This is a genomic window from Mycobacterium talmoniae (genome assembly GCF_001854525.1).
Classification (GTDB): Bacteria; Actinomycetota; Actinomycetes; order Mycobacteriales; family Mycobacteriaceae; genus Mycobacterium; species Mycobacterium talmoniae.
This window is the reverse complement of the sequence record NZ_MLQM01000003.1, coordinates 89,951-103,470: the sequence shown is the minus strand read 5'-3', so window position 1 is coordinate 103,470 and position 13,520 is coordinate 89,951. Positions and strand designations below refer to the sequence as shown.

13 protein-coding genes are annotated in these 13,520 nt (G+C 69.2%); 11 read left to right on the top strand and 2 right to left on the bottom strand.

Going from position 1 to position 13,520, the window contains the following annotated elements; translation table 11 throughout:
* Positions 1-940, bottom strand: a 940-nt coding sequence (locus BKN37_RS01585; protein WP_131823506.1) for a serine/threonine-protein kinase, incomplete at its 3' end; no start/stop codon positions are given.
* Between the two features lie 168 nt (positions 941-1,108).
* On the opposite strand from BKN37_RS01585, the gene BKN37_RS01580 reads away from it, so the two are divergent.
* Both BKN37_RS01580 and BKN37_RS01575 read left to right on the top strand, forming a co-directional pair.
* Positions 1,109-2,926 (top strand): penicillin-binding transpeptidase domain-containing protein, encoded by a 1,818-nt coding sequence (locus tag BKN37_RS01580; protein ID WP_071020215.1) that lies wholly within the window; start codon positions 1,109-1,111, stop codon positions 2,924-2,926.
* A gap of 94 nt (positions 2,927-3,020) precedes the next feature.
* The gene (locus BKN37_RS01575) at positions 3,021-3,617 is read left to right on the top strand and encodes a DUF1707 SHOCT-like domain-containing protein (RefSeq protein ID WP_071020212.1); all 597 of its coding nucleotides are present in this window, start codon (positions 3,021-3,023) and stop codon (positions 3,615-3,617) included.
* On the opposite strand, the gene BKN37_RS01570 is transcribed toward BKN37_RS01575, so the two are convergent.
* Positions 3,614-4,060, bottom strand: coding sequence for a nuclear transport factor 2 family protein (locus BKN37_RS01570; RefSeq protein ID WP_071020207.1), 447 nt, complete (start codon positions 4,058-4,060; stop codon positions 3,614-3,616). The genes BKN37_RS01575 and BKN37_RS01570 overlap by 4 nt on opposite strands.
* Before the next feature lie 42 nt (positions 4,061-4,102).
* On the opposite strand from BKN37_RS01570, the gene map reads away from it, so the two are divergent.
* From map to BKN37_RS01525, 9 genes are all read left to right on the top strand, one after another.
* Positions 4,103-4,960, top strand: coding sequence for a type I methionyl aminopeptidase (map, locus tag BKN37_RS01565; protein WP_071020204.1), 858 nt, complete (start codon positions 4,103-4,105; stop codon positions 4,958-4,960).
* 31 nt (positions 4,961-4,991) lie between these two features.
* Positions 4,992-6,533: a cobyric acid synthase gene (locus BKN37_RS01560; RefSeq protein ID WP_071020201.1), complete on the top strand. Its 1,542-nt coding sequence runs from the start codon at positions 4,992-4,994 to the stop codon at positions 6,531-6,533.
* 2 nt (positions 6,534-6,535) lie between these two features.
* The gene (locus BKN37_RS01555) at positions 6,536-7,582 is read left to right on the top strand and encodes a hypothetical protein (RefSeq protein ID WP_071020197.1); all 1,047 of its coding nucleotides are present in this window, start codon (positions 6,536-6,538) and stop codon (positions 7,580-7,582) included.
* A gap of 318 nt (positions 7,583-7,900) precedes the next feature.
* On the top strand, positions 7,901-8,905 hold the full coding sequence (locus BKN37_RS01550; RefSeq protein ID WP_131823505.1) for an ABC transporter substrate-binding protein: 1,005 nt from the start codon (positions 7,901-7,903) through the stop codon (positions 8,903-8,905).
* The gene (locus BKN37_RS01545; RefSeq protein ID WP_207547197.1) at positions 8,902-9,738 is read left to right on the top strand and encodes an ABC transporter permease; all 837 of its coding nucleotides are present in this window, start codon (positions 8,902-8,904) and stop codon (positions 9,736-9,738) included. The genes BKN37_RS01550 and BKN37_RS01545 overlap by 4 nt, the downstream gene beginning before the upstream one ends.
* Positions 9,735-10,439, top strand: coding sequence for an ABC transporter ATP-binding protein (locus tag BKN37_RS01540; protein ID WP_071020191.1), 705 nt, complete (start codon positions 9,735-9,737; stop codon positions 10,437-10,439). The genes BKN37_RS01545 and BKN37_RS01540 overlap by 4 nt, the downstream gene beginning before the upstream one ends.
* 31 nt (positions 10,440-10,470) lie before the next feature.
* Positions 10,471-11,361 carry an ABC transporter substrate-binding protein gene (locus BKN37_RS01535; protein WP_071020188.1) on the top strand — a complete coding sequence of 297 codons (891 nt, stop codon included), beginning with the start codon at positions 10,471-10,473 and terminating at the stop codon, positions 11,359-11,361.
* 3 nt (positions 11,362-11,364) lie between these two features.
* On the top strand, positions 11,365-12,522 hold the full coding sequence (locus BKN37_RS01530) for an MFS transporter (RefSeq protein WP_071020184.1): 1,158 nt from the start codon (positions 11,365-11,367) through the stop codon (positions 12,520-12,522).
* A 127-nt stretch (positions 12,523-12,649) separates the two neighbouring features.
* Positions 12,650-13,216: an alpha/beta fold hydrolase gene (locus BKN37_RS01525; protein ID WP_071020258.1), complete on the top strand. Its 567-nt coding sequence runs from the start codon at positions 12,650-12,652 to the stop codon at positions 13,214-13,216.
* Positions 13,217-13,520 lie beyond the last annotated feature (304 nt).

Here is a 13,520-nt window from a genome sequence, read left to right as displayed (position 1 = left end):
CCCCCCACCCCCCACCCCCCGCAACTCCTCGCCCGCGCCAGATGTCTCTAAGAGCCAGCGCCATCAGCGGCGCAATGCGCTGGGTCGCCTCGCTATTCGGAGTGGGTTGGCGCAGCGCCGCTTTGGCGGCCGCGGCCAGCTCGCTGCAACTGGCGAAACGGCGGCCCGGGTCTTTGGCGAGCGCGGTCGCGAGCACGCCGTCCAGCGCCGGTGACAACCATCCCGCGATCTCGCTGACCCGCGGCGGCGGCTGATGCAGGTGGGCCTTCATCACCGCGGCCTGCCCGCCGGCATCGCCGAACGGCGTCTTGCCGGTCAGCATCCGAAACAGCGCGCAGCCCAACGAGTACTGGTCGGCGCGGCGGTCCACGGTGGCGCCGCTCAGCGCCTCCGGTGGCGCGTAGGAGACGGTGGCCATCACCTGGCCGGTGCCGGTCAGGCTGGCGTCGTCAAACGCCCGGGCGATGCCGAAGTCTCCCAACAGCACCCGCTCCTCGGGGCCGACCTCGCCCGACAGCAGGAAGTTCGCGGGTTTGACGTCGCGGTGCAGCACGTTGTGCCGGTGGGCGTAGTCGAGCGCTTTGGCGACCTCGCCGGCGATGTGGACCGCCCGCTCCGGGGTCATCTGCCCGGCGCGCAGCGCGGCGTCGGCGTCGGTGCCGTCGACGAACTGCATGGCGATCCACAGCTGACCGTCTTCGGTTTGGCCGCGCCGGTGAATCGACACGATGTTGGGATGGTCCAGCTGGGAGGCCACGTCGGCTTCACGGATGAACCGGGCCCGAAACCCCTTATCCCGCGACAACTCGGCCGACAGCAGTTTCATTGCCTCACGGCGGGGGAGTTCGGGGTTGGCCACCAGATAGACCGCACCCATGCCGCCCTCGCCGAGGACTCGCTCGATGCGGTATCCGGCGATCAGTGATCCGACGGCGAGCATGCGCTACCGGGGGGACGGCGACGGGCGGAGGGCGGTCATCGGGCAAATATATCGTCGCCAGCCAATGCTGGTGGGACGGCTAGGACCGAGCCAAGCCGTCACACGTAACGGTTCGGTCTCGGTGCGCCTCCGCTGGTCGAGCCGCCCCGCCTTCTAACATCAGCCACAATGACAACAGAAACCTCATGGGCATCACGGGTCGCGGGTCTGGTGGTTGTGCTGGTGACGGTGGCCGCCGCGGCGGCCTGCACCCCGCGCCCGGACGGCCCCGCGCCGGCCGCCGAGCAGTTCTTTGCGGCGTTGGCCACCGGCGACACCGCGACCGCGGCCCAGCTCACCGATGACCCCGGCGCGGCCCGCGAGGCGCTCAACGCGGCGTGGGCCGGGCTGCAAGCCAACCGGCTGGACGCGCAGGTACAGGGCGCGAAATACAGCGAGGACACCGGCAGCGTCGACTACCGCTACACCTGGCAGCTGCCCAAGAACCGGGCCTGGACCTACGACGGTCAGCTCAAGATGGTGCGCAACGAGGGGCGCTGGCAGGTGCGCTGGACCACCACCGGGCTGCATCCTCGGCTGGGGGAGCGCCAGACGTTTGCGTTGCGGGCCGACCCGCCGCGGCGAGCCTCGGTCAACGAGGTTGGCGGCACCGACGTGCTGGTGCCGGGCTACCTGTACCACTACCAACTGGATGCCACCCGGGCGGGCCGCACCCTGATGCACACCGCGCGCGCGGTGGTCGAGGCGCTGCACCCGTTCGACGACGCCTTCAACGACCCGCAGCGGCTCGCCGAAGAGGCCAGTTCGTCGACCCATCCGGTGGACCTGATCACGCTGCGCACCGACGACAACAACCGGGTCGCCCCGGCGATCGGTCAGTTGCCGGGCGTGGTGGTTACCCCGCAAGAAGCGATGTTGGCCACCGACGACCACTTCGCGCCCACGGTGGTCAACCAGGTCAAGGAGCAGGTGGCCAGCGAACTAGACGGTGAGGCGGGTTGGCGGGTGGTCAGCGTCAACCAGAACGGCGTCGACGTGGCGGTGTTGCACGAGGTGGCGCCCTCGCCCGCGCCGTCGATCACCATCAGCCTGGATCGCGCCGTGCAGAACGCCGCCCAACACGCGGTGGACACCCGCGGCGGCAAGGCGATGATGGTGGTGATCCGCCCGTCGACCGGGGAGATCTTGGCCGTCGCGCAGAACGCCGGCGCCGACGCCGACGGCCCGCTGGCCACCACCGGGCTGTTCCCGCCGGGATCGACGTTCAAGATGGTGACCGCGGGCGCGGCGATGGAACGCGATATGGCCACCCCGAACACCCTGCTGGGCTGCCCCGGCGAGATCGACATCGGCCAGCGCACGATTCCCAATTACGGCGGCTTCGACCTGGGGGTGGTGCCGATGGCGCGCGCCTTCGCCAGTTCCTGCAACACCACGTTCGCCGAATTGGCCAGCCGGATGCCGCCGCGGGCGTTGTCGCTGGCCGCCGCGCAGTACGGGCTGGGGCTCGACTATCAGGTGGAGGGCATCACCACGGTGACCGGCTCGGCGCCGCCGACGGTGGACCTGGCCGAGCGCACCGAGGACGGCTTCGGTCAGGGCAAGGTGCTGGCCAGCCCGTTCGGTGTGGCACTGATGGCCGCCACGGTCGCGGCCGGCAGGACCCCGGTGCCCCAGCTCATCGAGGGGCGGCCCACGACGCTCACCGGGGAGGCCACCCCGATCACCGACAAAATCCTCGACGGGCTGCGGCCGATGATGCGGCTGGTGGTGACCAACGGCACCGCGAAGGACATTGCCGACTGCGGCGAGGTGTACGGGAAGACCGGTGAGGCCGAATTCGACGGCGGCTCGCATTCCTGGTTCGCCGGATACCGCGGTGATATGGCGTTCGCGGCGCTGATCGTCGGGGGCGGCAGCTCGGAGTACGCGGTCCGGATGACCAAGGTGATGCTGCAAAGCCTGCCGGGCGACTACCTGGCGTAACCCGCGGCCGGCCGGCCCCGCCGACCAGCTCCTCGCACCCCACACCGGCGTCGGCAGCGGTAAGTTGCGGGGGAGATCGACGACAGGAACGGCCATGACAGCATTCGACGGGGATTCGGCCCCCGCGTTGCGCATCTCGGACGCCGACCGCAACGGCACGCTGCGTCGGCTACACAACGCGGTCGCGCTCGGGCTGATCGATATCGGTGAATTCGAGGAACGCTCGGCGCAGGTGTCGCAGGCCCGGATGCGCGCCGAACTCGACACCCTGGTCGGGGATCTGCCCGGGCCGCGCTCGATCGTCACCTCGGCCGCCGACCGGGTGGAGCTGCGCGGCTGGGCCGGCTCGCTCAAACGGCACGGCGAGTGGATTGTCCCGACCCGGTTGGCGTTGGTGCGCCGGCTGGGCTCGGTGGAGTTGGATCTGGTCAACGCCCGCTTCGCCGGCCCCGTCGTCGTCATCGAACTCGATATGCGGTTCGGTTCGGTGGAGATCCGGCTGCCCGACGGTGCCAGCGCCTCAATCGACGACGTAGAGGTCTACCTCGGCAGCGCGCGGGAGCACCGCACGAATGCGCCGGCGGAAGGCACACCCCATGTGGTGCTGACCGGACGGGTGGTGGGTGGCTCGGTCGACATCAAAGGCCCGCGTCGCCGGTCCTGGCTCAGCCGCCGCCGACCTCGCCGCTAGCGGCCGAACAACGCCGTCCCGGCCCGCGCCAGTCGGTCCCATCCGCGGGGGCGGCCCAGCAGCTTGACCACCAGTGGGCTGGCGTCGAAATAGGACACCCGTTCGGCGATCCGACCGCCGGTGAAAGTGAACCGATCGACCGCATCCCACGCGATCGGCTTGCCGCCATAGGTTCCGCTCAGCGTGAACTCGATGAACACCCGGTGTTCGTCGTGGGCGACGGCGTGCACCTCGGCGTGCAGGTCGGGGACCAGCGTGAATAGCCGCTGAAACGCCTCCCGGCAGGCCTGCTTGCCGCGCAGCGTGCCCATCAGCGGCTGGATCAGCACGATGTCGTCGTCCCACAACGCTTCGTGCTTGGCCAGGTCGGGGGTGCGCCAGGTGTCGGCGAACCGCTCGGCGAAGCGTGTGGCGAACTCGGCGTCGACGTCGTCACGGGCCATAGAGTGAATCTAGCCGGTAGCGGTGCCTATTAAGCTGGCAGAATGCCCACCCGCTCTGCGCTGTCGCCCGGCGTGCTCTCCCCGACGCTGCCGGTGCCCAAATCCATCGAACGCCCGGAATACGTCGGCAAACCCACCGCCCGCGAGGGCAGCGAGCCCTGGGTGCAGACGCCCGAGGTGATCGAGAAGATGCGGGTGGCCGGACGGATCGCCGCGGGCGCCCTGGCTGAGGCCGGCAAGGCCGTTGCGCCCGGGGTGACCACCGACGAGCTCGACCGGATCGCCCACGACTACATGGTCGACCACGGCGCCTATCCGTCGACGCTGGGCTACAAGGGCTTTCCCAAGTCGTGCTGCACGTCGCTGAACGAGATCATCTGTCACGGGATCCCCGACTCGACGGTGATCGAGGACGGCGACATCGTCAACATCGACGTCACCGCCTACATCGACGGGGTGCACGGTGACACCAATGCGACGTTCTTGGCCGGTGACGTGTCCGAGGAGCATCGGCTGCTCGTCGAGCGCACCCGCGAGGCGACGCTGCGCGCTATCAAAGCGGTCAAACCCGGGCGTTCCCTGTCGGTGGTCGGGCGGGTCATCGAGTCGTACGCAAACCGGTTCGGCTACAACGTCGTTCGTGATTTCACCGGGCACGGGATCGGCACCACGTTTCACAACGGGCTGGTGATTCTGCATTACGATCAGCCGGCCGTCACCACGGTCATCGAGCCGGGGATGACGTTCACCATCGAGCCGATGATCAACCTCGGCGCGTTGGACTACGAGATCTGGGACGACGGCTGGACGGTGGCCACCACCGACGGCAAGTGGACCGCCCAGTTCGAGCACACCCTGGTGGTGACCGACGACGGCGCCGAGATCCTGACCCTGCCGTGACGCTTTCCCCGCGTCTGCTCGCCGCGCCAACGTGACCGCGGGCGCGCTGCTGGTGGCCGGCACCAGCTCCGACGCCGGCAAGTCGCTCGTGGTCGCGGGGCTATGCCGGCTGTTGGCGCGCAAGGGGGTTCGGGTGGCGCCGTTCAAGGCGCAGAACATGTCCAACAACTCCGTGGTCACCGTCGACGGCGGCGAGATCGGCCGCGCGCAGGCCATGCAGGCCCGGGCCGCCGGACTCGCGCCCAGCATCCGGTTCAACCCGATCCTGCTCAAACCGGGCAGCGACCGCACCTCCCAGCTGGTGGTCCGCGGACGCGTCGCCGACTCGGTCAGCGCCGCCGACTACCACACCCATCGGTCCAAGCTGGCCGACGTCGTCGCCGCCGAGTTGACCTCGCTGCGCACCGAGTTCGACGCGGTGATCTGTGAGGGCGCCGGATCGCCGGCCGAAATCAACCTGCGTGCAACCGATCTGGCCAACATGGGGCTGGCACAGGCCGCTGAGCTGCCGGTGCTCCTGGTCGGCGACATCGACCGCGGCGGGCTGCTGGCGCATCTGTTCGGCACGGTCGCGATCTTGCACCCCACCGACCAGCGGCTGATCGCCGGGTTCATCGTGAACAAGTTCCGCGGCGACCCGGATCTGTTGGCGCCCGGTCTGCGCCAGCTCGCCGAACTCACCGGCCGCCCCACCTACGGGGTGCTGCCCTACGCCGAGGAGCTGTGGCTGGACGCCGAGGATTCGGTGTCGGTGCGCGCGCACCGGGTGCTGGGCACCCCGCAGCCACCCCGCGGCCGGCAGTGGCTGCGGGTGGCCGCACTGCGGCTGCCCCGGATCTCCAACTCGACCGATGTGGAGGCGCTGGCCTGCGAACCGGGGGTGCTGGTGCGGTGGGTGACCGATCCCGCCGACCTCGCCGACGCCGACGTGATCGTGCTGCCGGGCAGCAAGGCCACCGTCGCCGATCTGGCCTGGCTGCACGAGACGGGCCTGGCCGAACCGGTCGTGGCGCACGCCGCGGCGGGCCGGCCGGTGCTGGGCATCTGCGGCGGCTTCCAGATGCTGTGTCGGTCCATCGACGATCCGGTGGAAACCCGCGCCGGCCGGGTCGACGGGCTGGGCCTGCTGGACGCCGACATCGTGTTCACCGCCGACAAGGTGCTCCGGCATTGGCAGCAACCGTTCACCGGCTACGAGATCCACCATGGTCGGCTGGCGCGCTGCGCCGAGTCGGCGTGGTTCGAGGCGGCCGGGTCCCCGCACGGCTATCGCCGCGGCCCGGTATTCGGGACCCATTGGCACGGGCTGTTCGACAACGACGCGTTTCGGCGGGACTGGTTAACCGCCGCGGCGGTCGCCGCGGGCCGGGACGGCTTCGTGGTCGCCGACGACGTCGACGTGGCCGCCCGCCGGGATGCGCAGTTGGACGTGATGGCCGATCTGCTGATCGCCCACCTCGACATCGATGCGATCACCGAGTTGCTCGACACCGGGCCACCGGCGCGACCCACCGTGGCGACCACAGTGCAGGTGGGCGCCGGGGTGCCGCACCGGTGCTGCGACACTGACTAACCGTGCGAGATCGGTTGCTCGACGGGCCATGGTGGCTGCGCTGGTTGGTGCGGTCGCTGGTGACGGTGATCGGCGTCAGCGCCTACTACGCGTTGCTCTTTCCGTTGACCCCTCGCGCGATGGGATGGGGCGGGGCAACGGTCTGGCTGGCCGGCGTCAGCCTGGCATTCGGCGCGGCCGTCACCGCGCTGTATGCACCGACATCACGCGGGTATCGCGCCGCGCTGGCCGGGCTCAGCGGACCGCAGCGGCGGCAAGCCGTCCGGTCACTGCGGCGCGGTGGCATTCCCGACGATCCCGCGGTCGTGGCGGCCGCGCTGCGTCTCGGGGCGCTGCTGGACGCCTACCGGCAGCGCATGTCGTGGTTGCAGCGGACATCGCCGTGGTGGTTATCGGCTCTGGCGCTCGGCGCGCTGACTGTGGCCTTCGCCGGCGGCCTGCGACAACGCTGGGTGTACGCCGCGGTGGCGGTGGCCGTGGTCGCCGTATCGCTGCGGACGCGAAACGCCCGGCGCCGCCGACAACACCGCCTGGAATTGCTGCGCGCGGCGGTCGGCCCCGATCGTGCGCCGGCGCTCGACCAGGATGTCAGCGCGGCGTCGCCGCCGCGCACCGTGCCGATGGTGGCCCTGCTGGTGGTCTTCACCGCGGCCTTTGGGCTCCCGATCTATTTATGGCCGTCACGGCAATTCAGGGCGGACTGTCGCACCGCCGACGGCCTGGTGAGGTTTCTCTTCGAGCACCAGGCCCTGCTCGATCCGCAGTCGATCACCCGGGACGAGCCGACTTTCGGCGACTACCAGGATTGGTCCGATCACCTCCAGTCCTACTCATCGCGGATATCTGTCGCTGAGCTGGCGCCGCACGCGCAGCGTATCGCCGCGCTGGGTAAACAAGCGGTGGCGCAGGTGCGTGATATCCGCGAGAGCCCGGCAGGCATGGCCGCATCGGAGGTGGCTCGTCGGCAAGCCATCTACCGGGACACCGTCGTAGGCCTGGTCGACCAGGACAACGCGGTGTCCAGCGTGTGTCACCCGTGGCCTAGCTGACGATATCTGCTGCCCGCCAATCGCTTGCAGCCCACCGCCGGGGCTGATCCACCGGCCCGTTTAACTCAGCCGGAAGTAAACCGCGCACCACGGCGCGGGTCGGCGGCAAAGCACTGCAATTCCGCACGATCATGCGCGGCCGCCTCGGCTTTTGTGCCCGGTAGGACGTTCAACATCCGTTGACGGTGCGGTGGCGCGCTTCTACCGTGGCGTCTGATAGCCGGGAACTGGGAAATCCCCTTCGCCCGGTCGGATTTCGGTAACTAGAACCTGCTCGGGTGCGGTGACGTCGCGCGACGAGTTCGAGGAGTTGTGCGGGTGTCGGACGGGATGGTTGACCGCCGCACGCTGTTGCGTGCCGGTGTCGCCGGGCTCGGCGGAGTGGCGCTGAGCGCGGTGTTGGCGTCGTGCGGCGCCGCCACCGCGCGGGAGAAGCGGGCCAAGGTCGAAGACACCCAGAAGGGGACCGCCGGCGCGGTGATTCGGCCGATTGCGGAGCGGTACGGCCTGCTTGGCTCGCTGGCGGTGTCCTACGTGGCCGGCACCGGTCCGGGGGATGTCCAAAACAAGCTGCTGTCGGGCGCGCTGAACACCGCGAGCATGGGACCGATCGGCGCCGTCGTCGCCAACAACGCCGGCGCCGCGCTGACCGTGTTCAGCACCAGCCTGAACAACCATGTGCGATGGCTCGTCCCGGACAACAGCCCGTATCGCACCCCGGCCGATCTGCGCGGCAAACCCATCGCGACACCACCGAACAACAGCGACGCCTACCGTTCGGCGCAGCTGGCCGCGGCCGTGAACGGTATCGAGTTCAACAAGGACTACGAGATCCACCAGGGGGCGGTGCTGGCGGGCCTGGCGCTGTTCAATCGCGGCGACGTGGAGGGCATTCTCACCATCGAGCCCAACGCGACCCGTCTGGTGGCCAAGGGAGCGCGGCAACTGGCGACCGTGGACGACCTCTGGCGCCAGGGGACTGGGCGCTCGGAGCCGTTGCTGCTCAACGGGCAAGGCGCCCAGTCGGAGTGGGTGAAGCAAAACCTCGACGTCGCCGTGGCGCTCGCCGAACTCCGGCTGGATACCCATCGCAAAATCCACGAACGGCCGCAGATCCTGGCGGAGCTGGCCGACTACTACGGGATCCCGGCCACCGAGAAGGAGGCGATCAGGTTGCTGCCGCAGCGCCTCGTCGACCTCTACCCGGTCGAATGGGGTCGGGCCGCGGCGTCGAGCATGGACACCCAGATAGCGACCGCCGTGCAGTACGGGCTGCTACCCAAAGCGCCGGCGGCGCCCATCTACTCGAATCTGACCTCATGACGGTCCGCAGCGTCGTCGCGCCACAGGCACTGCCGAACACGGCACCGCAGCCGGCCCGGCGCCGCACCCGCCGGGCCTGGCCGCAAGCGATCTGGCCGCCCGCCTTGTTTGTGGCGACGCTAGCCGCCGGTTGGCAGCTGATGGCCATGCAACTGGACAACGTCTTGGTACCCGGCCTGCCCGCGATCGCCAGGGCGCTGGTCACCACCGTCGCGGGCGGGCATTTCCTGTCCGCGTTGGGAATCACCTTGCTGCGGGTGGCGTTGGGCTTCACGCTGGCGTTCGTCGTGTCGCTTGCCGTCGGGATCGGGATGGGGCGCAACGCCGTGGCCCGCCGCTTTTTCGAACCCGCTGTGCTGCTCGGCCTTACGGTGCCGAGCCTGATCTGGGCGCTGCTGTGCGTGATCTGGTTCGGCGTCGGCTTGACCAACCCGGTGATCGCGGTGGCGCTGTCGGCCGCGCCGGCGCTGACCTTGAACGTTTATCAAGGCGTCGCGTCGCTGTCCGGGGAACTGGCGGAGATGGTGCACGTCTACCGGTTCCCGCTGCGCCGAAGGCTGCGCTACCTGTGGCTGCCCGCGATCCAGCCTGCCCTGTTCTCCGGTGCCCGGATCGGACTTTCCCTGTCGTGGAAGGTGATTGTGCTGGTCGAAGTGTTCGGCATGTCCAGCGGCGTCGGCTACGAGCTCAACAACGCCTTCGGTGCGCAAGACGTCGCCGGCGTGCTGAGCTGGACGATGCTGTTTGCGGTCGTGATGGCGATCCTCGAATACGGTGTGCTGCAGGGGCTGGAGCGGTACCTGACCCGCTGGCGGAAGGCCAGCGCGGTATGAGCACGGCAGTGGTCCTGGACGCGGTTTCCAAGAGCTTCGCGGGGACGGCCATCTTCCGCGAGTTCTCGCTGACGGTGAGCACCGGTGAGTTCGTCGCCGTGGTCGGCGCCTCCGGCACCGGCAAGACCACCTTGCTGCATCTGATCGCCGGACTCGAGCACCCCGATGCCGGCGTGGTGCACACGGCCGGCGGGGCGCCGCGCCTGGGCGTGGTGTTTCAGCAGCCGCGGTTGCTGGACTGGATTTCGGTGCGCAAGAACGTCGAACTCGCCGTCGAGGCGGCCGCACTGAATACCGATGGGGTGGACGCGATCTTGGACTCGGTCGGGCTTGGCGGGTACGCGGACACGTTCCCGTCGCTGCTGTCCGGCGGCCAACGCCAGCGGGTCGCCGTCGCGCGGGCGTTTGCGGTGCAACCGGAGCTGATGCTGCTCGACGAGCCGTTCAGCGCCCTCGACGAGATCACTGGACGACGCCTGCGACTCCTACTGCAGGAATTGTGGCTGCAGCGCCCGTTGTCGGGCCTGCTGGTGACCCACAACCCGCTGGAGGCGGCGCTGCTCGCCGACCGGGTGATCGTGCTCTCCGGCCGGCCCGCCTTCGTCACCCGGGAATACGTCATCAACCTGCCCCGGCCGCGCTCGCCGGAAGATCCCGCCCTCTTTGACGCCAGCCGGCGCATCGTCGCCGACCTGCTCTGATTTCCCAACACAAAAGAAAGGTGTAGTCCTAATGCCGACTCCGGTCACCATGGAACTACTGTCACTGGTGTTTTCGCTGCCCCAGCTCGTCGCCCACGATGAAGGCTACTTCGCCGAGGAAGGCCTGGAGGTCACCTTCGTCCCCAAGGAATACGCGGCCGTCACCTACCTGGACAACCACGAACTGCTCAGCGCCTTCGGGGCCACCAAATCCCACTTCGAGAGCGGCGAGGCCACCCTGTACCGCGCCTGCGAGTGGGGCCAAATCCGGCGGTCGCACGACAGCACGATCGGCGGCCGGATCGTGAGCAAGCGCGCAGCGGTCGCCGGCCAGGCGCTGGTCGTTGCGCCCGACGCCCCCGAGGTCCATCCGTCCGACCTGGCGAACAAGGAGGTCGCGGTCAACTTCCACCACGGTTCGCACTACGTCGCGCTGCAGTTGCTCGAAGGTTTCCTGCCGCGCGAGGAGATCAAGGTGGTGCACCTCGGCGGACCACAGCAGCGGTTTGAAGCGCTGCGCGACGGACGGGTTGCGGCCGCCGCGCTGATGGAGCCGTGGATTACCCTCGCCGAAAAGCAGGGATACAAGCTGCTGGGCGAGGCGTTCTACATCGGTTCCGAGGTGGCCAGCCCCGATCTGGCCACCGAGACCTATGAGGCGATCGGCCGGGCGGTCAACCGCGCGGTGGTCAAACTCAACGACAACCCGCGGCCCTACCTGCACCACCTGATCGCCGAAGTGCCGCCGGAACTCGGCGAGCTGCACCCAGATGACTTCCCGCTCAGCCGGTTTCGGTTCATGCAGCAACAGCCTTACCCCCAAGATCAGTTCCAGCGCACCTACGACTGGATGCTGAGCTGGGGGCTGATCGCCGACGACTCCCGCTATAACCAGCTGGTCCGCAATCTGATCACCAACTGACGGGTGCCGACCCGTTCGGAGGCCACCTCCACCGCCGAGCGGGTCTGGCCGCTGTATGCCGGCGGGTTCCTCGGCCCGTTCGGCAGCACCATGGTCACACCGATGATCCACGAGGTTGCCCTCGGTCTCGGTGGCACCGAGCGGGCCGCGGCCGGTGCCGTGAGCGCCTACATGGTGCCGTTCGCCGGGCTGATGCTGGTGTCGGGCACCCTCGCCGAACGGTGGGGCCGCCGTCGCACCATCCAGGTGGCGCTGCTGCTGTTCGTGGTGGCCAGCGCCTGGTGTGCGCTCGCACCGGACATGACGTGGTTCTTGGCCGGTCGCGTCGTACAAGGCGCCACCAACGCCTTCATCACTCCGCTGTTGGTGGCGGCGATCGGAGACCAGGTGCCGCGGCACCGACTGGGTGCGGCGCTGGGCTGGTTCGCCGCCATGCAGGCCGCCGGCCAAGCCTTCAGCCCACTGGTCAGCGGGATGGTGACCGCGGTGCACTGGCGGTTGGCGTTCGCGTTCCCGGCGGCGCTTGCGGTGCTGCTGGTGGCGCGGCCGCCCGGCGAAGCGGTGGTGGCGCGCCACGCGTCGGGGCCGGCGTCGTGGCGCGCCCTGAAAACGAAAGGTCTCGCGCGGGCGTGTGCGCTGTCGTTCCTGTACTACCTCGCCGCCGTCGGGCTCACCGTGCTCGGAAGCCTGCGCGCGCAACAGGTGTTCGGCCTTGGGCCGACCCCGCGCGGGCTGGTCGCCGCCGGATTCGGCATCGCCGGACTGGTCTGCGCGGGACTGCTGGGCGCCCTGATGGACCGGATCGGCGCGCGCATACTCGGGCTGGCCATGACCACCGTGCTGGCCGCCGGGATCCTGACCGCGGCGTTCTCGGCGACGGTGGCGATGCTGGCGCTGGGCATCGTGCTGGCCGGAATCGCGGTCACCGGGCTGCGCCCGGTCATCAACAGCCTCGCGATCACCAGTGCGCCGGCCAACCGGGGTGGGGCGGCCTCGCTGGCCTTGGCGTTCCAGTTCTTCGGCGGCGCACTCGCGCCCGCGCTCTGGGTGCCGCTGTACCAGGCGACGGGCGATGTCGGTTTCGCCGTCGGGGCGCTGGCGCCGGTGGCGGCGTTCGTCGTGATCGCGGTGATGCCGAAAACCGTTGGCACTGCCGCTTGACTCAAACCGCCACGCACGCAGGGGTTTTCTGCGTACCATCGGCCCAGCAAGTCGGCCTGCCTGAAAGGTCGCTGAGACCGCGTCGAAAATGGCCCGCCAGGCGCCGTCTGGTTGTAGCGTGCTGAAAATGCCTTCGACGATGACAACCGTCGACGGATTCCCCATCCCGGTCAGCGTGGCCGGCCCCGAAGGGAGTCCTGTCGTGGTGGTGCTCAGCGCCGCCCAGCGCACCGTCGCCGCGTACGACGCCGTCTGCGAACGCCTGCACACCGCCCACCTGCGGACCGTCGTCGTCGGTCCCGATCCCCGGCTGACGGTCAAGTCGGTGGTCGGCATTCTCGACTCGCTCGACATCCAGTGGGGGGTGGTGGTCGGCGATCGGCTCGGCGGCGGCGAGCTGGCCTGGGAGTTGGCCGCGACCCGGCTGGATCGCTTCACCGGCCTGGTGGCCATCGACCGGGGCCATCCGCGGGTGCCCGACCTCAACGGCATGGTGCGCGATGAGCATTGCCCGCCGGTGGAGATCAATACCACCGTGTTGGTGAGTGGCCGGGGCGCGCAGCAGGTGGCCCGCGCCAGCCAGCGCTACGTCTACGGCGACTTCCGGGTGGTGGAACTGCTGGGTCGTCGCAGCGCCCAGGAATCCACCGCTCAGCTGGCCGCCGAAATCGTGTTGCGCACCAGCACCTGGTGATCCTCGCCTTCCCCGCCCTTCTCCGCGAGGGTGCGTGTCCCCGGTCGACACGCCGAGCCAATCACCGTTATTCCGCACGCTCGCAAGAGGCAGAAGTGACTGCTGCGCCTGCTGTTTCGTATGAGAGTTAGCTGCGGCGACGCATCCGCCACTCGCCGCGCAGCCGCGCCAAACGTGTCGGTGGCCGTCCCTACCCTGCGCACCTGACGTCGCCGCCAGGCTTCGTCGTCGGGCTCGACGATCTGGAAACCGACTTCGACCCCGCGACCATCGTCCGCGGCGTCCGGTACGCCGCCGAGAACCG